This is a genomic window from Streptomyces sp. NPDC058697 (assembly GCF_042715345.1).
Classification (GTDB): domain Bacteria; phylum Actinomycetota; class Actinomycetes; order Streptomycetales; family Streptomycetaceae; genus Streptomyces; species Streptomyces liliifuscus.
Genome location: NZ_JBHXSU010000004.1, coordinates 262,337 through 284,628 on the forward strand (window position 1 = coordinate 262,337; position 22,292 = coordinate 284,628).

Here is a 22,292-nt window from a genome sequence, read left to right on the forward strand (position 1 = left end):
GTCCCCGGTCCCTGTCGGCCTACAGCGCCGCCGCCAGCTCCGTGCCCTGCTTGATGGCCCGCTTGGCGTCCAGTTCGGCGGCCACGTCGGCGCCGCCGATGAGGTGCACGGTGCGGCCGTCGGCGCGCAGCGCCTCGTACAGGTCGCGGCGCGGTTCCTGTCCCGTGCAGAGCACGATCGTGTCGACGGGGAGGACGGAGGCCTTGCCGTCGACGGTGACGTGCAGGCCGGCGTCGTCGATGCGGTCGTACTGGACGCCCGGGACCATGGTGACTCCGCGGTGCTTGAGCTCGGTGCGGTGGATCCAGCCGGTGGTTTTGCCGAGCCCTCCGCCGACCTTGGACGCCTTGCGCTGCAGCAGGTGGACGGTGCGCGGCGGGGCGGGCCATTCGGGGGTGCCGAGGCCGCCGGGAGCGCGGTAGTCCATGTCGACGCCCCAGTGCCGGAAGTACGTCGCCGGGTCCTCGCTCGCCTTGTCGCCGCCGTCGGTCAGGTACTCGGCGACGTCGAAGCCGATGCCGCCGGCGCCGAGGATCGCGACACGGTCGCCGACGGGCGCGCCGTCGCGCAGCACGTCGAGGTAGCCGACGACGCTGGGGTGGTCGACGCCCGGGATCTCGGGGGTGCGCGGGCCGACTCCCGTGGCGACGACGACCTCGTCGTACGCGGAGACGTCCTCGGCGGTGACGGGCGTGTTCAACCGCACGTCCACGCCGTGCAGTTCGAGCTGCGTACGGAAGTAGCGGATCGTCTCGTCGAACTCCTGCTTGCCGGGGACCTTTCGGGCCACGTTGAGCTGGCCGCCGATCTCGTGCGCGGCGTCGTAGAGGGTGACGTCGTGGCCGCGCTCGGCGGCGCCGACCGCGCAGGCGAGTCCGGCCGGGCCCGCACCGACCACCGCAACTTGCTTGCGCCGCCGGGTCGGTGAGAGGACGAGTTCGGTCTCGTGGCAGGCCCGCGGGTTCACCAGGCACGACGTGATCTTGCCGCTGAAGGTGTGGTCGAGGCAGGCCTGGTTGCAGCCGATGCAGGTGTTGATGGCCTCGGGGCGCCCGGCTTCCGCCTTGGCCACGAAGTCCGGGTCGGCCAGCATCGGGCGGGCCAGCGACACCATGTCCGCGTGCCCCTCGGCGAGCAACTCCTCGGCGAGTTCAGGGGTGTTGATGCGGTTCGTCGTCACCAGCGGGATCGACACGGCACCCATGACCTTCTTGGTCACCCAGGCGTACGCGCCTCGCGGCACCGAGGTCGCGATGGTCGGGATCCGTGCCTCGTGCCAGCCGATCCCGGTGTTGATGATGGTCGCCCCGGCCGCCTCGACGGCCTGGGCGAGCGTGATCACCTCGTCGAACGTGGATCCGCCCGGGACCAGGTCCAGCATCGACAGCCGGTAGATGATGATGAAGTCCTCGCCGACCGCCTCACGCACCCGGCGGACGATCTCGACGGGGAACCGCATGCGGTTCTCGTACGAACCGCCCCAGCGGTCCTCGCGCTTGTTGGTCTGGGCGGCGATGAACTCGTTGATGAGGTAGCCCTCGGAGCCCATGATCTCGACACCGTCGTAGCCGGCCTGCCGCGCGAGGCGGGCGGCCCTGGCGTAGTCGTCGATGGTCCGCTCGACCTCGTCGTCGGTGAGCGCGTGCGGCGCGTACGGGCTGATCGGCGCCTGGAGCGCGCTGGGGGCGACCAGGTCCTGGTGGTAGGCGTACCGCCCGAAGTGGAGGATCTGCATCGCGATCCTCCCGCCCTCGCGGTGCACCGCTGTGGTGATCTCCGTGTGCTGCTCGGCCTCCGCCTCGGTGGTGAGCCTGGCCCCGCCCTCGTACGGGCGGCCCGCGTCGTTGGGGGCGATGCCGCCGGTGACGATGAGACCGACTCCGCCGCGCGCCCGGGCGGCGTAGAACTCCGCCATGCGCTCGAAGCCCCGCTCGGCCTCTTCCAGGCCGACGTGCATGGAGCCCATGAGCACACGGTTCGCCAACGTGGTGAAGCCCAGGTCGAGCGGTTTCAGCAGATGCGGGTAACGGCTCATGGGCCCCTCCGTACGCGGTGTCGTCATGTCTTTGTAGACGACGGAGAGGCCCTTTTGCAACTAGTTGCACAATCGCGGGCCCAAAGGGGCGCGGGGAACTGCGCGACCAGCCACACGGACCCGCGGGTTCACTCCCGCCCCCTGCGGAGCTACTTCACGCCGATCACGACGTTCGCGTAGAGCTCCTCCGAGACCTCCAGCCTCGGTATCAGCCCAGCACCGGCAAGGATCTCAACAGCCAGGCCCGCCTGGCGTTCACTCGTCTCGACGAGAAGGCTCCCCCCGGGCGCCAGCCACCCCGGCGCCTCCGCGGCGACACGGCGCAGGACATCGAGCCCGTCCCCACCCCCGTCGAGGGCCACGAGAGGCTCATGGTCACGGGCCTCGGGCGGCAGCAGCCCGACCTCGCCGCTCGGCACGTACGGCACATTGGCGGCCAGAATGCCGATGCGACCACGGAGGTCACGAGGCAACGCATCGAAGAGATCCCCCTCATGGACATGTCCACCCGCCCCCACGTTCCGCCGAGCGCACCGCACCGCGGCGGGATCGACATCGGCGGCGTGCAACTCGACGCCGGGAAGCGCGGCGGCGAGCGCCGCACCCACCGCACCCGAGCCACAGCACAGGTCCACGACGACGGGGGCCTCGGGGGCAAGCGCGACGGCCTGCTCGACCAGGAACTCGGTGCGACGGCGGGGCACGAAGACACCGGGTTCCACGGCTATGCGCAGACCCCTGAACTCGGCCCAGCCCAGGACGTGTTCGAGGGGCAGGCCCGCGACGCGGCGGTCCACCATCACGGTGAGTTCGGCGGGCGTACGAGCGGTGGAGAGGATCAGACGCGCCTCGTCCTCGGCGAATACACAGCCGGCGGAGCGGAGCGCGGTGACGACATGTGCGTAAGAAGGTGGCATGGAAGCCGAGAGCCTTTCGGGAAGCCGAAGGGCGCCCTCCAGGTCACCTGATGCCGGTGAGGCCCTGAGGCGAGAGCACCCGAGCTGACACAGCGGTAATGGGGCTCACCTCCTCGATCCGTTCGCGGCTGGGGCGGTCCACAGCCGGACGGCAACATTACACGGCGCCGACTCCGGCCGGGACCCGGTCCCCGACCCTCTTCACCTCGCATTCGAGGCACCTCTGGATGCAGCACCCGAGACACCTCTAGTTGCATGAGGCAACCACTTAGTTGTACGGTGCAACCAGAAGAGAAAGGAAGAAACCGTGAACGCAGCCGACGTGTCCATCGAGACGATCCACCACGAGCTGACGGCCTTCGCCCGCCGCGCCCGGGCCTCGGCGGGACGTCTGCACCCCGAGCTGTCCCTGGTCTCGTACACGCTGCTCGGCCACCTGGAGGACGTCGGCGGCTGCCGCGCCACCGACCTGGCCGCGCACTACGCCCTGGACAAGTCCACGGTCAGCCGTCAGGTCTCGGCCCTCGAACGCACCGGGCTGGTCGAGCGCCGCGCCGATCCCCAGGACCAGCGCGTCCAGGTGCTCCACCTCACCCCCGCCGGCACGGAGATCCTCGCCCAGGTGACCGCGAGCCGCCGGGTGGCGTTCCGAGAGCGACTCGCGGGCTGGCCCGAGGAGGACCTGGAACGATTCGCCGGGTATCTGCTGCGGTACAACGCGGCGGCGGGCGGAGTGACGTTCAAGACCGCGCCCGCGAACGACTGAGGCACGTCGGAAGCGCGAGCGGGCCGGTGGCAGGCCTCACGACCCGCCGCCCACCTATGCGACCCCCAACGTCTGCCGGTCGCCAAGCCGTTCGGGCACCCGCGCCCCCACGAACCTCGTCCTGCGACGCAGCCGGAAGCCCAGCGCCTCGTAGAGCCTGACGGCGGCGGTGTTGCCTGCGGCGGCGTGCAGGAACGGGGTCTCGCCCCGGGCGCGTATGCCGTGGGCGACCGCCAGGGTCAGCCGGGTCGCGAGGCCCTCGCCGCGGAAGTCAGGATCGGTGCAGACCGCGCTGATCTCGGTCCAGCCCGGTGGATGCAGCCGCTCCCCCGCCATGGCGATCAGGGCCCCGTTCCGGCGAATCCCGAGATACGTGCCGAGTTCGACGGTCCGGGGCAGGAACGGGCCCGGTCTGGTGCGCTCGACCAGGTCGAGCATCTCCGGTACGTCGGCGGGGCCGAGCCGTACGGCCTCCGGCTCCGGTGCGGTGGCCAGGCCGTCGTCCACGAGCTGTACGCCGTCCAGGTCGAACGTCACGTCCCAGCCGTCCGGGATGCCACCGTCGAAGGCAGGCAGCCCTACCTCCTCGCCGGGGCCGACGAGCGCCGCGAGGTCGGCCCAGTCGTCGGCGTCCGGCTCGTCGGGCAGCGCCAGCCACGGTGCCACGTCGACGGGGTAGCGCAGCACGCGGCCGTGCCGCTCGGCGAAGTGGGCGTGCGGACCGGTCAGCGAGCCGAGCGCGGGGTTGTCCAGCGGGTGACGCTCCCCGCTCATATGGCGACCTCGATCACGACCTTGCCGCGCGTGTGGCCCTCCTCGACGGTCCGCAGCGCGTCCCCTGCCCGTTCGATAGGGAAGGTCTGCGTCACCAGGGGATCCAGCTTTCCGTCGGCCACGAGCCGGACCACCTGGTCGAGCACAGCGGCGTTACGGGCCCGCGCGACGGGCGAGCCGCCGAGGCGCGCCACGATGTCCTTGCCGCCCGCGGTGATCAGCTTCGTCCGGTCCGCGACCAGCTCGGACGCGGCTTCGAGGACCTCACCGCCGACCACGTCGTAGACGGCGTCCACGCCGTCGGGCGCCACGGCCCGTACGCCGCCGGCGAAGTCGGGGCCCGACGGCACATGCACGGCACCGAGCGACTCGACCAGGTCCTTCTTGCCGGCGCTCGCGACGCCGATGACGTTCAGTCCCTCGGCGCGCGCGATCTGGAGGACCGAGACGCCCACACCGCCGCCCGCGCCCGTGACCAGCAGGGTCGAACCGGCCGGAAGGTCCAGCTGGCGGACTCCGTCGTACGCGGTCGCCGCCGCGACGGGCAGCGCCGCGGCGTCCGTGAAGGAGACACCGGCGGGCTTGTGGGCGGTGACCGCCACGGGGAGCAGCACGTACTGGGCGAACGCCCCGGCGACCGGGTTGCCGAAGACCTCGTCCCCGACCGCGAAGCCCGTGACGCCCTCGCCGACCTCCTCCACGACTCCGGCGGCCTCGTTGCCGAACACGGCGGGCAGCGCGCGCGGCTGCTGGCCGGGGCGCTGGTAGCCGGTGCGCTGCTTGGAGTCGACGGGGTTCACACCCGCCGCGCGTACGGCGACCAGCAGCTCGCCGGGTCCGGGGCTCGGGCGGTCCTGGTCGACGAGTGCTTCGGTCTCGGGGCCGCCGTACTGGGTGAAGACGTACGCCTTGGGCATTGCTCCGTCACTCTCCTTCGCACCGGGGTGGGCCTTAGCGGCAAGGAAGATCGCGGGGTTGCTATTCCCCGGCCGCCGGACTGTTCATGCGGCCGCAATGATCCACGGGCCATCCAGGGAAAGGGCTTCCCGGCGGGCCCGGTACCGTGGAGGGCGTACGCAACGATCAAGGGCCGCCGTCCGGCAGGCCTGGAGGCACCTCCCGTATGAACGTCACCCGAGGCTTCACCGGCCGCCTGCGCGTCCGCAACGACGGGCTGCCGCCCGGCCAGTACGACGCGGGCGACGACTGGCCCGTCCTGTCCGCGGAGGTCACGCCGGACCTGGCGCCCTCGGAGTGGACGTTCACCGTCGACGGTCTGGTCGCCGAACCGCGCACCTGGACCTGGGACGAGGCGCACGCGCTGCCGCCGTCCGCGTACGAGGGCGACATCCACTGTGTGACGAGCTGGTCGAAGTTCGGCGTGCGCTTCGGGGGCGTGTCGCTCGACGCGTTCCTCGACGCGGTCCGTCCGACGCCGGAGGCCACGCACGTCGTCGCGTACTCGCACACCGGTTACACCACGAACCTCCCCCTCGCGGATCTCACCGGCGGGCGCGCCTGGATCGTGTGGGAGTACGGGGACGGGCCGCTGCCCGCCGAGCACGGTGGTCCGGCGCGGCTGATCGTGCCGCATCTGTACTTCTGGAAGAGCGCCAAGTGGATCGCGGGCCTCAGGCTCCTCGACCACGACGAGCCGGGCTTCTGGGAGCAGAACGGCTACCACCACCGCGGCAACCCCTGGGAAGAGCAGCGCTACTCCGGTGACTGAGACCACCATGTCCATCACGGACTCCACGCCGTCGGCGGGCTACACACCGCCGACCCGCTTCGCCGTGCCGGGGCGGATCGCCGTGAGCAACCGCGCGGCGGCCACCTGGCAGCGCGCCACGCTCACCGAGGTCCGCCGGGAGACCCCGCACGCGGCGACGTTCCGGTTCGCCGTGCCGGACTGGGAGGGCCATCTGCCCGGGCAGCACCTGATGCTGCGGCTTCGGGCGGGGGACGGCTACGTCGCCCAGCGGCACTACTCGATCGCCTCGCCGCCCGACGACACCGGGCACGTCGAGCTCACCCTCGACCATGTCGACGGCGGTGAGGTGTCCGGCTGGTTCCACACGGTCGCCGAGCCCGGCGACGAGGTGGAGGTGCGCGGCCCGCTCAGCGGTTTCTTCGCCTGGCCGGGCGACCGGCCCGCCCTGCTCGTCGGCGCGGGCTCCGGCGTCGTACCGCTGATGTCGATGGTCCGCCACCACCGCGCGCGGGGGCTGTCGGTGCCGCTGCGGCTGCTGGTGTCGGCTCGCAGCCCCGAGGAGCTGATCTACGCGTCGGAGTACGGCGCCGAGACCACCCCCGTGTTCACGCGCACCGCGCCGGAGGGTGTGCCCGTGGGACGTGTGTCGGCCGCACATGTGGCGGCACTCCTGGCCGACCGGCCCGCAGGTGGGTGGGAGGCCTATGTGTGCGGCTCGAACGGGTTCGCCGAGCATGCCTCGCGGCTGCTGGTGGACGCCGGCCAGCCGGTGGACCGTATCCGGATCGAGCGCTTCGGCTGATCGACCCGAGTCCCGTGATCGCGCGGTGGCGTGTGATCTTTCTCAGGGATGGGGCACCACGGCGACCGGGCACGTGGAGTGGTGGACGAGCGAGCGCGCAGCGCGGCCCAGGCCCGGGCCGGCCGAGGCGCGGCGGCCGATGACCAGCAGTCCTGCCCGGGCGGACGCCTGCAGCAGATGGTGCCCGGCGTGCCCATGGGCCACGCGCTCGGTGACCTCGGTCCCCGGGTACTTGTGGCGCCACGGCTGCAGAGTCACCGCCAGGGAACGGCACGTGGCGTCCTCCTGTTCGGCCGTGTCGCCGGGTGTCCGCCCGCCGTTGAGGTAGCCCCGCCGCGGGGACGGCGTCCAGGCGTGCACGACGTGCAGGGGCGCCGAGCGGACGGTGGCCGTGTCGAAGGCGTGGCCGATGAGGTCGTCGGCGGGGTGGGCGAGGTCGAGGCCGAGGACCACCGGCAGGTACGGGGCCCTGGTCGGCGCGGTTGCCCCGTCGACGGGCATCCGCTCGTCCTCGGGGAGTTCGCCCGCGCGCACCAGCACCACCGGGCGTTCGGCCCGTGCGGCCACGGCGAGTGCGACCGAGCCGACCAGGAATCCGGCGAAGCCGCTGAAGCCCCGTGAGCCCAGGACCAGGGTCTCCGACTCCGCGGCGGCGGCGACCAGCGCCGGCACGGCAGGTGCATCGGTCCGACGGGCGATGATGTCCAACGCCGGGTGGCCGTACGAGAGTTGGACGGCGGCGCGGTCGAGGGTGGTGCGGACGGGCGCGCCGCCCGGGGGATGCGCGGGTGCGGCTGGTTCGTCTCCGGCGTGCAGCAGCCGCAGGGCGACGCCGCGTCGCTCGGCCTCGCGGGCCGCCCAGTCGGCGGCGTCGAGACTCGCGTGGGAGCCGTCGATGCCGACGGTGACGGTCCGGGTGTCCTTGTTCATGGCTCGTACCTTTCGAAGCTCATGCCTCCTGCCTTTCGCCCGCGTGCCCCGGGGTACTCCTCTCGCGCGTCTCGCGGATGCCCTGACGGTGATCGCTGCCCCGGTCGCACACACGACTTCCCGGTCACACACACGACGCGGGTTCCACACCGGGCGCGGATCAGTCGTGTGCGGCTGGCGAAGACGCCCGACGAAGAGGACGGTGGAATGTGGGCGAAGTACGCCGGTGAAGGTGTGACGAGAGGCGGTATCGGTCACGAGCGGTGCCGGGAGGCGAGAGCGGTCGAGCGGTGAGGAGGCCGGGAGATGCGGACTCGGATGCGGGGCTGGCGTTGGCGGCGCAATCCGCTGCGACGCCGCTCGGACGTGGTGGAGGCGTGGACCGCGCTGTGCGTCGCGGTCCTGCTGTGCGTCGGCGGCCCGCTGGCCGGGGCAGCCGCGGGCTGGTGGGCGTACGACGGAGCGCGGGCCACGGCCGAGGAGCAGCGCGCCCAACGGCACCGGGTGCCCGCCGAGGTCACCGAGCACGCGCCCGCCGCGGTGCCCACCTCCGAGGGCGAACGGCAGCCGACCTACCGGGTGACCGTCCGCTGGACCGAGCCCGGCGAGCAGCCGCGTACGGACAAGGCCCGGGTGCCCGCCGGCACCCGCAGCGGCGACCGCGCGTACATCTGGCTGGACGACCGGGGCCGGGTGGTCCCCGCCCCCGCAGACGGCACCGCCGTGTGGCAGCACACGCTGTCGGCGGGCGTCTGCGCCACGGCCCTGTTCGCGGGCGGCGTCCTGGCCGCGTACGCCGTCGTACGACGGGTCGCCACGCGCCATCGCCTGGCCGAGTGGGAAGAGGAGTGGGCGTATACGGGGCCGGTGTGGCGCCGTCACTGCACCTGAGCGCGCCCCGGGCGGCCGAGCGTAGGTGACGCCGGCCCGGGCCGCCGGCCCCGGAACGGAGTCGCGCGGGCCCGTGATCAGCCCCCGGCGCGCCTCATCCGAGTCGCTGCATGCTCCGCGCGATGCGCCCGTGCTCCCGCAGTGCGTCACGCAGCCCGGGCAGCACCGGCTCGCCCCGGTCGACGAGGACGCGGCCGCCGACCACCGTGGTCCAGGCACGGCCGGGCCCGCAGCGCAGCCAGGCCTCGACGGGGTCGCTCAGCGCACCCGCGAGCGCGACCTCGTGCAGGTCCCAGACGACGAGGTCGGCGCAGGCGCCCGGCCGCAGATGCCCCAACTCGTCGGCGCGGCCCAGGCATTGGGCCGAACCGCGGGTCGCGATGTCGAGGGCGTCACGGGCGGTCATCGCGCCGGGTCCGCCCCGATAGCGGCCGAGCAGGAGCGCGCCGCGGGTCTCCATCCACAGCGAGGCGTGGTCCGTGGAGGCGGAGCCGTCGCAGCCGATACCGACCGGCAGACCCAGCTCGCGCATCTCCCGCACGCGGGCCGTGCCGCCGCCGATGAGCATGTTGGAGCTGGGGCAGTGCGCCACGCCGACGCCCGCCCCGGCGAGGCGCCGCAGTTCGGCGTCGTTCGGGTAGATGCAGTGCGCGACCCAGCTGCGGTCGCTCAGCCAGCCCGTGTCCTCGAAGTACTCGACGGGCCGGCAGCCGTACGTCTCCAGGCAGTACGTGTCCTCGTCGCGGTCCTCGGCGAGATGGGTGTGCAGGCGTACGTCGTACCGTTCGGCGAGTTCCGCGGTCGCCGTCATCAGTTCCTTGGTGACCGAGAACGGCGAGCAGGGGGCGAGCGCGACCCGGACGAGCGCGCCCGGTTCCGGATCGTGGTGGGCCTTGATCAGCCGCTCGCTGTCGGCGAGAACCTCGTCCTCGGTCTGCGTGACGCTCCTCGGCGGCAGTCCCCCGTCCTCCACCGACCGGGTCATCGAACCGCGGGTGGCGTGGAAGCGGAATCCGATGTCCCGTGCGGCACGGATCTCGGCGTCCACGAGCCGCGGGCGCGGGTGGACGTAGAGGTGGTCGGAGGAGGTCGTGCAGCCGCCCATCAGCAGCTCGGCCATGCCGACGTACGCCGACACGTAGACCGCCTCCTCGTCGAGCGCGGCCCACAGCGGGTACAGCGTGGTGAGCCAGTCGAAGAGGGAGCCGTTCACCGCGGGCGCGTAGGAGCGGGTGAGGTTCTGGTAGATGTGGTGGTGCGTGTTGATCAGTCCGGGCGTGACGATCCGGCCGGCCGCGGACACCGTCGAGCGGGCCTCCGGCTCGGCACCGGGACCGCCGACGGCGGCGACCCGGCCGTCGGTGACGGCCACCCAGCCGCCCGGGATCTCCTGTTCCCCATCCACGACGAGCAGTTCGGCGTCCTTGACCAGCAGGTCCACGGCAGGCGGCATGGCGTCATCGTAGCCAGCACCGGCGGGCCCGCGGAGGAGGTCTGGCGGCCCTCCGGCCACCCCCGTACGGTGTGATCATCCGCACCCTTATTCGTAGCAAAGGCGGTCTTCCATGGCCTTGTTCGACCTTCCTCTCGATCAGCTCCGGAACTATCGCAGCGCGTCCGTCGAGCCCGAGGACTTCGACGCCTTCTGGGGCAAGACGCTTCAGGAGGCGCGCGAGCACGGTCTGGACGCCCGCTTCGAACCCGTCGAGGCGCATCTGAAGAACGTGAAGGTCTTCGACGTCACGTTCGCCGGGTTCGGCGGCCACCCGGTGAAGGGCTGGCTGACGCTTCCGGCGTGGGCCAACACGCCGTTGCCGACGGTCGTCGAGTACATCGGCTACGGGGGCGGACGCGGCCTTTCGCATACGCATCTGCTGTGGGCCTCGGCGGGCTTCGCGCACTTCGTGATGGACACCCGGGGGCAGGGCGGCGCGTGGGGCGGCGGCGGTGACACGCCGGACCCGGTGGGCAGCGCGCCCGCGTATCCCGGGTTCATGACGCGGGGCATCGACGCTCCCGAGAACTACTACTACCGGCGGGTGTTCACCGACGGGGTGCGGGCCGTCGAGGCGGCCCGCTCGCACGAGTTCGTCGACGCCGAGCGCGTCGCGGTGGTCGGTTCGAGCCAGGGCGGCGGCATCTCGATCGCGGTGGGCGGTCTGGTGCCGGACCTCGCGGCGGTCGCGCCTGACGTGCCGTTCCTGTGCGACTACCCGCGCGCGACGACGCTCACGGACCGCGATCCGTACCGGGAGGTCGGCAACTACCTAAAGACGCACCGCGGCCGCACCGAGCAGGTCCTGCGCACGCTCTCCTACTTCGACGGCGTGCACTTCGCCGCACGCGGCCGGGCGCCCGCCCTGTTCTCGGCGGCGCTGGAGGACCAGACCTGCCCGCCGTCGACGGTCTACGCGGCCTTCAACGCGTGGGGGCACGACGACAAGACGATCGAGGTGTACGACTTCAACGACCACGAGGGCGGTGGGCCGTACCAGGAGGCCGTGAAGCTGGCCTGGTTGCCTCAGCGGTTCTGAGGAGGGCGGGTCGGGCTGTTCGGTACCTGCGGGTCGCATGTGGCTGGTCGCGCCCACGCGGCGGAGCCGCACATCGATACAGCCCCGCGCCCCTGACGGGGCGCTGTTCGGCCCAACTGCTTCCCTCCAGTCCGACCAGTCGGTACGTTCGGGGAAGCCGGGCGGCCCTGTCGCGCCCGGCGTTCCCGGCGGACGACGGAGGAGCCATGTCCCAGGTTCAGGGTCGGTGCGAGGCGCGCTTCGAGGCGGTGCGGGACGCGTTCGAGGAGAACTTCCGGGAGCGCGACGAGCTGGGCGCGGCCGTGTCCGTCACGGTGGACGGCGAGACCGTGGTCGACCTGTGGGGCGGCTGGGCGGACTCGGCCCGGACACGCGCGTGGGAGCGGGACACGCTGGTCAACGTGTGGTCCACCACGAAGGGGCCGACAGCGCTGTGTGCGCACATCCTGGCCGACCGGGGGCTGCTCGACCTGGACGCGCCGGTGGCCACGTACTGGCCGGAGTTCGCCGCGGCGGGCAAGGAGGCGGTGCTCGTACGGCATCTGCTGTCGCACCGGGCGGGGCTGGCCGGGCTGCGCGAACCGCACTCGCTGGAGCAGGCCTTCGACTGGGAGCTGACCACGAAGCGGCTCGCGGCGACGGAGCCCTGGTGGGAGCCGGGGACGGCCTCGGGCTACCACGCCTTCACATACGGCTTCCTGGTCGGTGAAGTGGTGCGACGCGTCTCGGGGTTGCTGCCGGGCGCGTTCCTGGAGCGGGAGGTGACCGGGCCGCTCGGCATCGACTTCACCATCGGGCTGCCGGAGAAGGAGGCCGGGCGCGCGGCCGAGCTGGTGCATCCGCCGGCCGCCACGTCCAGTGAACAGGCGGCGATCTTCAGCCAGTTGACGCCAGTGGCGTTGGCCGCCCTGGCCAATCCCCTGATGGGCGCGGCCGAGGCCAACACCGCGGCGTGGCGGGCCGCGGAGTTCCCCGCCGCCAACGGACACGGCACGGCCAGCGCGATCGCCGCGCTGTACGGGATCCTCGCCGGGCGGGGATCGTACGGCTCGCAGCGCGTCCTCTCCGCGGAGGCCGCCGAGCGGGTCCGCGAGGGACAGGGCGCCTGCCGGGACCTGGTTCTCGGGGCCGGTTTCGAAAGCGAGACGGAAATCGGCCTGGGCCTCTGGCTCAGCGGTCCCAACCGCTCCTACGGTCCGAATCCGAGGGCCTTCGGGCATGACGGTTTCGGCGGTTCCTGCGGTCTCGCCGACCCGGAGACGGGCGTCTCGCTGGGCTATGTCATGAACCGCATGGGCCCGCACATCGCCGACGACCCACGGAAGATGGCACTCATCGACGCGCTCTACACCTCGCTCTGAACCGCACTCTCAGGGCATGCGCGCCTTCGGCCCCCTCCCTCAGCCTCTCCAGTGAGGGAGACGGGCCCGCCCCGGAGCCTGGCGTTCGTCACGCCTCGGCTCCCGGGCGGGCTCGGCTGGTTGTCTCATCGCCTTCGGCTCAGCGCACGGCGACTTCGCGCTCCTCGCGGGCTTCGCCCTCCGAGCCGTCTGTGCCGCTCTCGCGGCCTTCGCGGTCCTCGTGGTCTTCGCCGCCCCGCGTCTTCGTAGCGCGCTGTGGGAGTTTGGCGCCCTCGATGTCGACGTCGGGGGTGATGCGGTCGAGCCGGCCGGGCAGGCCCCAGGCGCGGCGGCCGAGCAGGGCCATGGCGGCCGGGACGAGGGTCATGCGGACCACGAAGGCGTCGATGAAGACACCGAACGCAAGCGCAAAGCCTATGGACTTGATGATCGGGTCGTGGTTGAAGACGAACCCTCCGAACACCGCGACCATGATCAGCGCGGCGGCGCTGACCACCCGGCCGCTGCGCGCCACGCCGTGGGTGATGGCCTCGGAAGCGCTGCCCGTGTGTTCGTAGTGCTCTCGCATACGGCTGACGAGGAACACCTCGTAGTCCATGGCCAGCCCGAAGAGGACACCGATCAGGAGCACCGGCAGGAAGCTGGTGACCGGTCCTGCCGACGGGATGTCGAGGACGCCGTTCAGATGGCCGTTCTGGAAGACCCAGACTGTGGCGCCCAGGGCCGCGGCGACCGACAGCAGGAATCCGAGGGCAGCCTTGACAGGCACCAGGAGCGAGCGGAAGGCGACGGTCAGCAGGATCAGCGCCAGGATCACGATGATGGCGATGAACAGGGGCAGAGCGTCGGAGAGTTTGCCCGCGACATCGATGGCGGCGGCAGTGGCGCCCGCGATGTAGAGGGTGCCGCCCGCCTTGGCGATGCCGGGCGCGTTGTCCCGCAGCTGGTGCACCAGATCGGTCGTGGCCTGGGCGTCCGGGCCGGTCTTGGGCACCACCGCGACGACGGCGAGGGTGGAGTCGGGGTTGGTCACGGGCGGGGCGACGGCGGCCACGCCGGACTCGCGGGCCAGGGTCGTACGCAGGTCGGTCACCGTAGCGGTGCGCTCGGCGGCGGGTATGCCGCTGGTGTCGACGACGGCGGTGAGAGTGGCGTTGAAGCCGGGCCCGAAGCCCTCGCTCAGCAGGTCGTAGCTCTTGTGCTGGGTGCTGTCGGACGGCTGTGAGGCGTAGCTGGGCAGTCCCAGGCGCAGGTCGCGGGCGGGCAGGGCGAGTGCGAGCATCCCGATCACACCCACGAGGAGGACGATCAGCGGCTTGCGGGTGACGATGCGGGCCCAGGCCAGACCCCAGGACCCGGCGGCACGCTCGGTGCGCTCGGTGTCTTTGGCCCTCTCGGTGCTCTCGGTGTCCTTGGTGCGCTCGGTGCGGCGGGCACGCGGGCGCAGTCGCTCGCCGAACAAGCCCAGTACCGCGGGCACCAGAGTGATCGCGATGAGTACGGCGAGCAGGACCGTCACGGCGGCGGCCAGACCCATGATCGTGAGGAACGGGATGCCGGTGACCGCCAGCGCGGCCAGCGCGATGATCACGGTCGCGCCGGCGAAGACGACCGCGCTGCCCGCGGTGGCCACGGCCCGCGCTATCGAGTCCTCGACGTCCGTGTCCGGATCGGCCAGTTGCTCACGATGGCGGGAGATGATGAACAGGGCGTAGTCGATGCCGACCGCGAGGCCGATCATGAGGGCGAGCACGGTGGCGGTGCTGGTCATCTCCACGAAGCGGGAGACGAACTGGACGCCGAGCACCCCGATCGCCACCCCCACGACAGCGGTCAGCAGCGGAAGTCCGGCCGCGACCAGTGAACCGAGGGCGAGGGCCAGGACGGCGAAGGCGATCATCACGCCCACGATCTCCGCGGGCCCGCCGACCTCGGTCTTCGGCTGCATGGCCGACCCGCCGAACTCGACCTCGAGGCCGGCGTCCCGGGCCTGGGCCATCGCCTCCGACAGGGCGTCCTTCGACGTCTCGGGCACCGAGTCGGCCGACTGACGGAACAGGACGTCCGCGTAGCCGATCCGCCGGCTCTCGGAGACGGTCCCGGTCCTGGCCGGGTCGGAGACGTTCACGACGCCCGGCACGTCGGCGGCCTTCTTGAGGCTCGCGGCGACGGCCGACTCGGCCTTGGGCTCGGTGAGCGTGCCGTTCTCGGGAGCGGCGAACACCACGCGGGCCACCCCGCCCGCGGCCGTCGGGAACTTCTCCTCCAGCAGGTCCTGTGCCTTCTGGGACTCGATCCCCGGCACGGAGAACTCATTGGTCACCTTGCCGTGCAGGGTGATCCCGAGGCCGCCGACCACGGCGAGCAGCAGCAGCCAGACCGCCATGACCCGGCCACGGCGGCGCACCGCCCATTGCCCCCAGATGTACAGGCGTGACGCCATGCCCGTGTTCCTTCCCTCGTCCACGCCGCGGCTCCCCGATCGGACCGCGACATTGCTACACCCTAACGCATTTTTACAGTCGGCTGTAAATTAGCAATGGATGGTAAAGTGCGGTCATGACGAGTGAGGGTCTACGGGAACGGAGCAAGGCGCGGCGCAGGGAGGCGATCCTCCGGGCGGCCTACAAGCTGTTCGCCGACCGTGGATTCGAGGCCACGACGATCGCCGACATCGCCGCGGCGGCGGAGGTGTCGCCCCGCACGGTCACGCTGTATTTCCCGTCCAAGCTGGAGCTGGCGCTGTCGGATTTCGACGCCTTCTCGGTCCGGCTCGGCAGCGCGCTGCGCAGGCGGGAGGAGGACTGGACGATCCTGGACGCGCTGGAGCAATGGCTGCGCGACGAGATCTCCAGCAGGGGCGAGTTGGACGACCTCGCCGACACCATGCTCGAACTCAATCCGCAACTGCGCGCGGTCGCCGGGGCCCGTCTGGCGGAGGTCATCCAGGAGGGCGCCCGCATCCTCGCCGAGGAACAGGGCACCGATCCCGACGACTTCGGCCCGCGCATGGCGGCGGCCGCGGCGGCAGCGGTGGTCTCCGAGGTGTGCCACCGGCCCCAGGAGGCCGACATCGAGGCGGCGATGGCCTTCCTGCGCGCCGGCCTCGCGACACTGCCGGCGGGGCCACAGATCTGACGGCCCCGAGAGGTGTGCCCCAGGGCGGCGGTCCCGCACCCGTCACAGGGCGGCGCTCCTCCTGAAGTACAGGCGTACGACGGAGCCCGAGGGGTCCAGCGTCTCGGTGGCCAGGTCGCTCAACTGCCGTACCACCCACATCCCGTGGCCGTTCGCGGCACGCGGGTCGGGTGGCAGATGCCCCGGGAACGGCGGTGGCGTGGGCGGTGGCACAGCCGTTGTGCCGGTGTCGGAGATCTCGCAGATCACGTGGTCGGAGTCGCTGCGCAGCCGCAGGACGCCCCGACCGCCGCCGTGGCGCACGGAGTTGACCACCGCCTCGTGCACCGCGGCCACCATGTCGTGCGTCAGCTGCTCGGGTAGCGCCAGGCCACGGGCGTACGCGGAGACCGCGCGCCGCACACGCGCCGACCGGCCCCGCGCGAAGGGAACGTCGTCGCGTCCCGCGGGGAGCGTCGGCGGCCTGGTCGTGTCGCACTCGGCGTAGAAGTCGACCGGGTCGGCATAGCGGCCGCAGTGCGCCGACTGCCTTGGTCCCAGGGCGAGTTCGGGATGCGTGCGGACCGCCGAGCGGATGATGCCGACCGGCAGGGCACGGGTGTCGTACGGGCAGAGGATCCAGTGGCCGGTGCCCGCGAAGGCGGTGTTGAGCAGGGATTCGTAGCGCATCCACTCCCGGACCTCGAAGGCCGTACGGTCCGACCAGACGGGCTCGCCGATGACGCGAACCCTGCGCGGGCGTCCGGTCGCGTCCGTGTCCTGCGCGGCGCAGTAGGCGCTGTAGCGGCCCAGGGTGCGGGACGGACTGCCGTACCAGTCGTTCGCCTCGACGAACTCGACATCGTCGGAGCGGTGGCCGAGCGCCTCGCCGAGAAGGCCGATGTTGTGGGACGAGACGACGACGAGGACCGTGTCGCCGGCGTCCACGCCGTCGCGGGCGAAGGTGAGCGTCCCTTCGAGGAACTCGTGGTCCGAGCCGTAGCAAAGCGCCTGGTGGACGAACCGCGTACGGCCCACTGCGCCGCTCCTTCCGCCAAGTCCTCTTACAAGTGCGCTTGCTCCACGAGCAGTCCGGGAACGCGGTCCCAGCCGGTGACCCGCATCAGCCGCTGGATGTGCGGGGCGACGCCGTGCAGGACGAGGGTGCCGCCTGACGCGGACAGGGCGCCGCCCGCGAAGACCAGCAGGCGCAGCGCACCGACGTCGATGAAGCGCAGGTCGCGCAGGTCGATGCGGATGCGCACCCCGTTCACCGGGCGGGCGCGGGCACGGGCCGTCTCGGCGTGCAGGGCGCGGGCCAGGGCGGTCACGTTCGTGTCGTCGACCTCTCCGGCGAGCGCGAGACCGGGCGGGGCGAAGGTGCGGGTGATGGAGAGCAGTTCGTCGTGCCAGACGAGGTCGGCGGCGACCCGGCCGTGGTGCAGGCCGTCGAGAGGGGCCAGTTCCCCCTCGTCGAAGACACGGCGGTCGTACTGGCAGATGCCGAGCACCGGCAGGGACGCGAAGACGGGTTCGAGGAGGAGTTCACTGTCGTGCAGCGTCTTGAGACCCTTGCCCGCCTGGCCGCGCATGACCTCCATGCTGACGCGCAGGCCCAGATAGCCGTCGCCGACCGCGCGCCGCGTCTCGCGGCGGATCACCTCGTCGAGGTCCCACAGACCGTCGGGGGTCGCGAGGTGCGGGTCCACGGTCAGCCGTCCGGCGGCGAGTTCGTCGTCGACCGCGCAACCGCGGGACTCCAGGAAGGTGAGGGCGAGGTCGGCCGGCAGATCGGCCGGGCCCAGCAACAGCCCGCGGTGGCCACTGGCCAGCCCGTCCAGGAGGAACGCGGCGACCACGGTCTCGCGCTCCTCGTCCGCTTCGTAGCCCAGGAGCAGATGGTCCCCGGCGCGCATCTCCCCGACTGGTTTCGGTGCGGGCACGGTGTCCATCCCCCGCACCTCCCAAGGTCGCCGCTCGGCGTGCCGGATCGCATCCACGCTACGCCCAATACAGCCTCGGCGTGAGGACGAGGGCCCGAATACCGGTCACCCGGACAGAGGTCGGACACGGGCGTTCCCGGGCGTTAGGGTGACCGCCATCGGTCGGGTGAGGGGGAGCGATGGTGGCCTCGGTACGCAACGGCAGGACCGGCAATCTCCCCGCCGAGTCCAACGCCTTCATCGGCCGCAGATCCGAACTGGCCGAAATATCAGCCCTGTTGGGGACCGCACGGCTCGTCACCCTCACCGGCCCCGGCGGAGTCGGCAAGTCACGGCTGGCACTGCGGGCCGCGCACACCGTGCGGGCCTCCTTCCCCGGCGGAGTGTGGCTGGTCGAACTCTCCGACCTCAAGAACCCCGAACTCCTCACGAACACCCTGGCCGAGGCGACCCGGCTGACCGAGCAGACGCTGCGCCCGCTCCTGGAGGCCGTCTGCGAGCATCTCGACGACGGGCCGCTGCTGCTCGTCCTGGACACCTGCGAGCACGTACTGGACGAGTGCGCGCGTGTCGTCCACGAACTCCTCGCGCACGTACCGGAGTTACGGGTTCTGGCCACCAGCCGGCAGCCACTGGGCGTAGCCGGTGAGCATCTGCTGTCCGTGACGCCGCTGCCGCTCGGTGAACGCGCCGACGCGGTGGCGCTGTTCGCGGCCCGCGCCGCGGCCGCCGTGCCGTCGTTCACGCTGACCGACACCAACCGGCCGGACGTGGCGGCGGTCTGCGCCCGTCTCGACGGGATCCCGCTGGCCCTGGAACTGGCCGCGGTACGACTGCGCGGCTTTCCCCTCGACCGGCTCCTGGAGGGCCTCGACTCGCGGTTCGACCTGCTCGTCTCCCCCGCCCGGCCGCGGCTCGCCCGGCACCAGACACTGCGTACGGCGATCGGCTGGAGCCACGAACTGTGTACTCCGCTGGAGCGGCTGCTGTGGGCCCGCCTCTCGGTGTTCGCGGGCGGCTGGGACGTGGAGGCGGCCGAATTCGTGTGCCACGGGGGCCCGTTGGACGCCGAGGAGATACTCGCGCTGCTCGCGTCGCTCACCGAGAAGTCGATCGTGACACGCGAGGGCGACGGTGTGGCCGGGCGCTACCGCATGCTCGACACGGTCCGCACCTTCGGCGCCGAGTGGCTCGAAGGCCTCGGCGAGCAGGACACCGTACGCGACCGTCACCGTGACTACTTCCGCTGGATCGCGCGCCAGGGCCAGGCCGAGTGGCTGGGCCCGGGCCAGCGGATGTGGGCCGAGCGGCTGCGTGTGGAGCACGCCAACCTGCGGGTCGCGCTGGAGGAGTGCCTGGCGGCGCCGGAGCCCGAGACGGCACTCGAACTCGCGGGCACGCTCTGGTACTTCTGGTTCGCCTGCGGTTTCGCCGAGGAGGGCCGCGGCCATCTGGAGCGCGCGCTGCGGCGGGCGCACGACGGTGGCCCCGAGCACACGCTGGCGACCTGGGCACACCGCCTGGTCACCGTGGTGCCGGACGACCTGGACGCCGCCGAGTCGGTGAGCGCGGCGTACGTATGGGTCGCCGAGGAACGTCAACTGCCCGTTCCCGCACTGCCGTTGACCGGGGCGAGTCTCGCGGTGCGCGGCGAGTCCGCGCGGTCCGCGCTGCTGTACGGCAGCAGCACGCAGGGGCCGGGCGGCGGGGGCGGAGCGGAGTTCTTCCAGCTCCTCACACTGGCGCTGCAGGCGTATCTCCTGGCAGGCCAGGGCGCGTTCGAGCGGTGCGCGGCGGTGGCCGAGCGGCTGCGCGCCGACTGCGCGAAGCGCGGTGAACTGTGGATGAGGGCCTGGGGCGACTTCTTCGTCGCCCTCGCCGGGATCGGGCTCGGACGGCCGCACGAAGCGCTGGTCTCCGCCCGCGAGGCCCTGGCCGCCAAGTGGCGCGTCCACGACCGGCTGGGCGCCGCGGCCGTCGCCGACCTCCTGGTCGCCGCGGAGGCCTCCCGCGGCGAGCCCGAACGCGCCGCCCGCCTCCTGGGCATGGGCACACGCCTCTGGCACGCCGCCGGGCTCCCCCAGCTCGGCGACACCGGGACGACCGTCTTCCGCCGGGAGTACGCACGCCACCTCCGCAAGGCCCTCGGCGAGGGCGTCTTCACCGAAGCGGTGCGCGAGGGACGGGAGTTGAGCCCGGAGGCGGCGATCCGGCTCGCACTGGACGGCGCACTCGACGAACCGGACCTCTGAGCGACGCCGGACTTCTGGGCCTCAGAACGGCACCGGCCCGAGAATGCCGTCACCCGACGGATGGCAAGTGTGCCGTGCGGGTCTAACGTCGAAGGCATGTCCGAGACGGCCACAATCCGGGCACACGGAGATTGCCGAGATGCCGAATCGGGCCCACGCGCTCACCATCGACAAGGGGCCACCTGCAGAAATCCAGAATGTTCGAAAGGAAAGGCACCCCCATGGGAACCTTCACCACCAGCGACGGAACCGAGATCTTCTACAAGGACTGGGGCACCGGGCAGCCGGTCGTCTTCAGTCACGGCTGGCCCCTCAACGCGGACGCGTGGGACGGACAGGCCCGGCTGGTCGCCGACAACGGCTTCCGTGCCGTCGCCCACGACCGTCGGGGCCACGGCCGCTCCGGGCAGCCGTGGCAGGGCAACCACATGGACCAGTACGCGGACGACCTGGCCGAGCTCCTCGACGATCTCGGACTCAAGGACGCGGTCCTGGTAGGCCACTCGACCGGCGGCGGCGAGGTGGCCCGCTACATCGGGCGCCACGGCACCGCGCGGGTCGCCAAGGTCGTGCTGCTGGGAGCGGTACCACCGCTGATGCTCAAGACGGACGCCAACCCCGAGGGCACCCCGCGGGAGGTCTTCGACGGCCTCCGGCTCGGCGTCGCGGGGGACCGCTCGCAGTTCTACTGGAACTTCAGCGAGGCCTTCTTCGGCTTCAACCGGCCCGGTGCCACGGTGTCGGAGGGCATGCGCCGCTCGTTCTGGCTGTGGAGCATGCAGGTCGGGCTGAAGGCCGCGTACGACTGCATCGAGCAGTTCTCCGAGACGGACTTCACCGAGGACCTGGGGCGCATCGACGTACCCACGCTGGTCGCGCACGGTGACGACGACCAGATCGTGCCGATCGTGGCGGCCGCCCCCAAGACGGCGCAGCTCGTCAAGGACGCCACCCTGAAGGTGTACCCGGGCGCCCCGCACGGCCTCGTCGGCGAGTACGAGAAGGCCTTCAACGCGGACCTGCTCGACTTCATCAGGAGCTGAAGCACGGTCGTCGGGAGCCGGGGCGGGCCCCGCAGCCCCGGCTCACAGCCAGCCGTTGCGCCTGAAGCCCCGGTGGATGGCGAAGCAGAGGGTGGCGATGACACAGAGGACCAGCGGGTAGCCGTACGTCCAGCGCAGTTCGGGCATGTGGTCGAAGTTCATGCCGTACACACCGCAGATCATGGTGGGGACGGCGACGATGGCGGCCCAGGCCGTGATCTTGCGCATGTCCTCGTTCTGGGCGACCGTGACCTGCGCGAGGTGGGCCTGGAGGATCGAGTCGAGCAGCCCGTCAAAGGCGTTGATCTGCTCGGTGACACGGGCGAGATGGTCGGCGACGTCACGGAAGTACGGCTGGATGTCCGGGGAGAGGGCCGCCGGCGGCTCGTGGGCGAGTATTTGCAGGGGCCGGGCCAACGGGACCACCGCTCGTTTGAGCTCCAGTAGTTCCCGCTTGAGCTGGTAGATCTGGCCGGCGTCGCCACGCGCGGCGTGCTCGGCGAAGACGGCGGTCTCGACGGCCTCTATGTCGTTCTGTACGGCGTCCGTGACCTCAAGGTAATCGTCGACCACATGATCCGCGATGGCGTGCAGGACGGCGGAAGGGCCCTTCGCAAGCTGGTCCGGCAGGCTCTCCAGGGCTTCGCGGAGCGGGCCCAGGGAGCCGTGGCTGCCGTGCCGGATGGTGATCACGAAGTCGCGGCCGATGAAGACCATCAGCTCGCCGGTGTCCACCACCTCGCTCGTGGCTGTGAGCTGCTCGTGCTCGACGTAGCGCACGGTCTTGAAGACGGCGAACAGCGTGTCGTCGTACCGCTCCACCTTGGGCCGCTGATGGGCGTGCACGGCGTCCTCGACGGCCAGCGGATGGAGGCCGAAGAGTTTGGCGAGGCCCGCGAACTCCTCGTCCGTGGGCTCATGCAGCCCGATCCAGACGAAGCCGCCCCTGCCCCTGCGGGCCCGCCGGATCGCCTCGGCCGGTGCCCAGTCGCCGGGCTGCCGTCCGCCCTCGCGGTAGACCACGCAGTTCACCACCGCGCTGCCGAGCGGGGAACGGGCGGGATGGCTGAGGTCGACGGTACGGCGGTACGCGCGGCGCACCGCTCTGCTCAGGTTGCTGATCATGGGCACGGGTCGGTCTCCTTCGGTGACCGGGTCAGTGTGCCACCGAATTCCGTTCGCTCCGCGTATGGGTCACCGGGCCGCTGACCGGGGT

General features: G+C 71.6%; 19 protein-coding genes. 9 read left to right on the forward strand and 10 right to left on the reverse strand.

Features of this window, described 5'->3' with window-relative positions:
* Window positions 1-19: 19 nt before the first annotated feature.
* Window positions 20-2,035: an FAD-dependent oxidoreductase gene (locus tag ACFWXQ_RS12065; protein WP_383948052.1), complete on the reverse strand. Its 2,016-nt coding sequence runs from the start codon at window positions 2,033-2,035 to the stop codon at window positions 20-22.
* Window positions 2,036-2,184: 149 nt separating this feature from the next.
* Window positions 2,185-2,952: a putative protein N(5)-glutamine methyltransferase gene (locus tag ACFWXQ_RS12070; protein WP_383948049.1), complete on the reverse strand. Its 768-nt coding sequence runs from the start codon at window positions 2,950-2,952 to the stop codon at window positions 2,185-2,187.
* Window positions 2,953-3,259: 307 nt separating this feature from the next.
* On the opposite strand from ACFWXQ_RS12070, the gene ACFWXQ_RS12075 reads away from it, so the two are divergent.
* On the forward strand, window positions 3,260-3,718 hold the full coding sequence (locus tag ACFWXQ_RS12075) for a MarR family winged helix-turn-helix transcriptional regulator (protein WP_383948046.1): 459 nt from the start codon (window positions 3,260-3,262) through the stop codon (window positions 3,716-3,718).
* A gap of 54 nt (window positions 3,719-3,772) precedes the next feature.
* Here the strand turns inward: ACFWXQ_RS12075 and ACFWXQ_RS12080 are convergent, their stop codons facing one another.
* Together ACFWXQ_RS12080 and ACFWXQ_RS12085 are read right to left on the reverse strand one after the other, a co-directional pair.
* Window positions 3,773-4,492: a GNAT family N-acetyltransferase gene (locus ACFWXQ_RS12080; RefSeq protein WP_383948044.1), complete on the reverse strand. Its 720-nt coding sequence runs from the start codon at window positions 4,490-4,492 to the stop codon at window positions 3,773-3,775.
* Window positions 4,489-5,409 (reverse strand): NADP-dependent oxidoreductase, encoded by a 921-nt coding sequence (locus tag ACFWXQ_RS12085; RefSeq protein ID WP_383948041.1) that lies wholly within the window; start codon window positions 5,407-5,409, stop codon window positions 4,489-4,491. Before ACFWXQ_RS12085 ends, ACFWXQ_RS12080 begins: the two co-directional genes overlap by 4 nt.
* Window positions 5,410-5,615: 206 nt before the next feature.
* On the opposite strand from ACFWXQ_RS12085, the gene ACFWXQ_RS12090 reads away from it, so the two are divergent.
* Together ACFWXQ_RS12090 and ACFWXQ_RS12095 are read left to right on the forward strand one after the other, a co-directional pair.
* Window positions 5,616-6,221, forward strand: coding sequence for a sulfite oxidase-like oxidoreductase (locus ACFWXQ_RS12090; RefSeq protein WP_383948038.1), 606 nt, complete (start codon window positions 5,616-5,618; stop codon window positions 6,219-6,221).
* Between the two features lie 7 nt (window positions 6,222-6,228).
* Window positions 6,229-7,005 carry a ferredoxin reductase gene (locus tag ACFWXQ_RS12095; protein WP_383948067.1) on the forward strand — a complete coding sequence of 259 codons (777 nt, stop codon included), beginning with the start codon at window positions 6,229-6,231 and terminating at the stop codon, window positions 7,003-7,005.
* A gap of 42 nt (window positions 7,006-7,047) precedes the next feature.
* On the opposite strand, the gene ACFWXQ_RS12100 is transcribed toward ACFWXQ_RS12095, so the two are convergent.
* Window positions 7,048-7,935, reverse strand: a complete 888-nt coding sequence (locus ACFWXQ_RS12100; RefSeq protein WP_383948035.1) for a universal stress protein — start codon at window positions 7,933-7,935, stop codon at window positions 7,048-7,050.
* A gap of 306 nt (window positions 7,936-8,241) precedes the next feature.
* Between ACFWXQ_RS12100 and ACFWXQ_RS12105 the strand changes: the two genes are divergently transcribed.
* On the forward strand, window positions 8,242-8,826 hold the full coding sequence (locus ACFWXQ_RS12105; RefSeq protein WP_383948033.1) for a hypothetical protein: 585 nt from the start codon (window positions 8,242-8,244) through the stop codon (window positions 8,824-8,826).
* A 94-nt stretch (window positions 8,827-8,920) separates the two neighbouring features.
* Here the strand turns inward: ACFWXQ_RS12105 and ACFWXQ_RS12110 are convergent, their stop codons facing one another.
* On the reverse strand, window positions 8,921-10,279 hold the full coding sequence (locus ACFWXQ_RS12110; protein WP_383948030.1) for an 8-oxoguanine deaminase: 1,359 nt from the start codon (window positions 10,277-10,279) through the stop codon (window positions 8,921-8,923).
* 112 nt (window positions 10,280-10,391) lie between these two features.
* On the opposite strand from ACFWXQ_RS12110, the gene ACFWXQ_RS12115 reads away from it, so the two are divergent.
* Window positions 10,392-11,360 carry an acetylxylan esterase gene (locus ACFWXQ_RS12115; RefSeq protein WP_383948028.1) on the forward strand — a complete coding sequence of 323 codons (969 nt, stop codon included), beginning with the start codon at window positions 10,392-10,394 and terminating at the stop codon, window positions 11,358-11,360.
* 206 nt (window positions 11,361-11,566) lie between these two features.
* A complete protein-coding gene (locus tag ACFWXQ_RS12120) occupies window positions 11,567-12,721 on the forward strand; it encodes a serine hydrolase domain-containing protein (RefSeq protein WP_383948025.1) in 1,155 nt (384 codons plus the stop codon).
* 139 nt (window positions 12,722-12,860) lie between these two features.
* On the opposite strand, the gene ACFWXQ_RS12125 is transcribed toward ACFWXQ_RS12120, so the two are convergent.
* The gene (locus ACFWXQ_RS12125; RefSeq protein ID WP_383948023.1) at window positions 12,861-15,164 is read right to left on the reverse strand and encodes an MMPL family transporter; all 2,304 of its coding nucleotides are present in this window, start codon (window positions 15,162-15,164) and stop codon (window positions 12,861-12,863) included.
* A gap of 116 nt (window positions 15,165-15,280) precedes the next feature.
* On the opposite strand from ACFWXQ_RS12125, the gene ACFWXQ_RS12130 reads away from it, so the two are divergent.
* Window positions 15,281-15,859 carry a TetR/AcrR family transcriptional regulator gene (locus tag ACFWXQ_RS12130; protein ID WP_383948020.1) on the forward strand — a complete coding sequence of 193 codons (579 nt, stop codon included), beginning with the start codon at window positions 15,281-15,283 and terminating at the stop codon, window positions 15,857-15,859.
* 42 nt (window positions 15,860-15,901) lie between these two features.
* Here the strand turns inward: ACFWXQ_RS12130 and ACFWXQ_RS12135 are convergent, their stop codons facing one another.
* Window positions 15,902-16,876: an anti-sigma factor RsbA family regulatory protein gene (locus ACFWXQ_RS12135; protein WP_383948017.1), complete on the reverse strand. Its 975-nt coding sequence runs from the start codon at window positions 16,874-16,876 to the stop codon at window positions 15,902-15,904.
* A 26-nt stretch (window positions 16,877-16,902) separates the two neighbouring features.
* Window positions 16,903-17,790, reverse strand: coding sequence for an MEDS domain-containing protein (locus ACFWXQ_RS12140; RefSeq protein ID WP_386268091.1), 888 nt, complete (start codon window positions 17,788-17,790; stop codon window positions 16,903-16,905).
* A 170-nt stretch (window positions 17,791-17,960) separates the two neighbouring features.
* Here ACFWXQ_RS12140 and ACFWXQ_RS12145 point away from each other — a divergent pair, with 170 nt between their 5' ends.
* Window positions 17,961-20,033 carry an ATP-binding protein gene (locus ACFWXQ_RS12145; protein ID WP_383948008.1) on the forward strand — a complete coding sequence of 691 codons (2,073 nt, stop codon included), beginning with the start codon at window positions 17,961-17,963 and terminating at the stop codon, window positions 20,031-20,033.
* Between the two features lie 221 nt (window positions 20,034-20,254).
* Complete coding sequence (locus tag ACFWXQ_RS12150) at window positions 20,255-21,076, forward strand: alpha/beta fold hydrolase (protein WP_383948005.1); 822 nt, start codon at window positions 20,255-20,257, stop codon at window positions 21,074-21,076.
* 42 nt (window positions 21,077-21,118) lie between these two features.
* Here the strand turns inward: ACFWXQ_RS12150 and corA are convergent, their stop codons facing one another.
* Complete coding sequence (gene corA, locus ACFWXQ_RS12155) at window positions 21,119-22,201, reverse strand: magnesium/cobalt transporter CorA (RefSeq protein ID WP_383948002.1); 1,083 nt, start codon at window positions 22,199-22,201, stop codon at window positions 21,119-21,121.
* Between the last annotated feature and the right edge of the window lie 91 nt (window positions 22,202-22,292).

Coding starts and splice junctions, on each gene's coding strand:
- ACFWXQ_RS12065 (WP_383948052.1), bottom strand. CDS start 2,035: ATGAGCCGTTACCCGCATCTGCTGAAACCGCTCGACCTGGGCTTCACC.
- ACFWXQ_RS12070 (WP_383948049.1), bottom strand. CDS start 2,952: ATGCCACCTTCTTACGCACATGTCGTCACCGCGCTCCGCTCCGCCGGC.
- ACFWXQ_RS12080 (WP_383948044.1), bottom strand. CDS start 4,492: ATGAGCGGGGAGCGTCACCCGCTGGACAACCCCGCGCTCGGCTCGCTG.
- ACFWXQ_RS12085 (WP_383948041.1), bottom strand. CDS start 5,409: ATGCCCAAGGCGTACGTCTTCACCCAGTACGGCGGCCCCGAGACCGAA.
- ACFWXQ_RS12090 (WP_383948038.1), top strand. CDS start 5,616: ATGAACGTCACCCGAGGCTTCACCGGCCGCCTGCGCGTCCGCAACGAC.
- ACFWXQ_RS12095 (WP_383948067.1), top strand. CDS start 6,229: ATGTCCATCACGGACTCCACGCCGTCGGCGGGCTACACACCGCCGACC.
- ACFWXQ_RS12100 (WP_383948035.1), bottom strand. CDS start 7,935: ATGAACAAGGACACCCGGACCGTCACCGTCGGCATCGACGGCTCCCAC.
- ACFWXQ_RS12105 (WP_383948033.1), top strand. CDS start 8,242: ATGCGGACTCGGATGCGGGGCTGGCGTTGGCGGCGCAATCCGCTGCGA.
- ACFWXQ_RS12110 (WP_383948030.1), bottom strand. CDS start 10,279: ATGCCGCCTGCCGTGGACCTGCTGGTCAAGGACGCCGAACTGCTCGTC.
- ACFWXQ_RS12115 (WP_383948028.1), top strand. CDS start 10,392: ATGGCCTTGTTCGACCTTCCTCTCGATCAGCTCCGGAACTATCGCAGC.
- ACFWXQ_RS12120 (WP_383948025.1), top strand. CDS start 11,567: ATGTCCCAGGTTCAGGGTCGGTGCGAGGCGCGCTTCGAGGCGGTGCGG.
- ACFWXQ_RS12125 (WP_383948023.1), bottom strand. CDS start 15,164: ATGGCGTCACGCCTGTACATCTGGGGGCAATGGGCGGTGCGCCGCCGT.
- ACFWXQ_RS12130 (WP_383948020.1), top strand. CDS start 15,281: ATGACGAGTGAGGGTCTACGGGAACGGAGCAAGGCGCGGCGCAGGGAG.
- ACFWXQ_RS12140 (WP_386268091.1), bottom strand. CDS start 17,790: ATGGACACCGTGCCCGCACCGAAACCAGTCGGGGAGATGCGCGCCGGG.
- ACFWXQ_RS12145 (WP_383948008.1), top strand. CDS start 17,961: ATGGTGGCCTCGGTACGCAACGGCAGGACCGGCAATCTCCCCGCCGAG.
- ACFWXQ_RS12150 (WP_383948005.1), top strand. CDS start 20,255: ATGGGAACCTTCACCACCAGCGACGGAACCGAGATCTTCTACAAGGAC.
- corA (WP_383948002.1), bottom strand. CDS start 22,201: ATGATCAGCAACCTGAGCAGAGCGGTGCGCCGCGCGTACCGCCGTACC.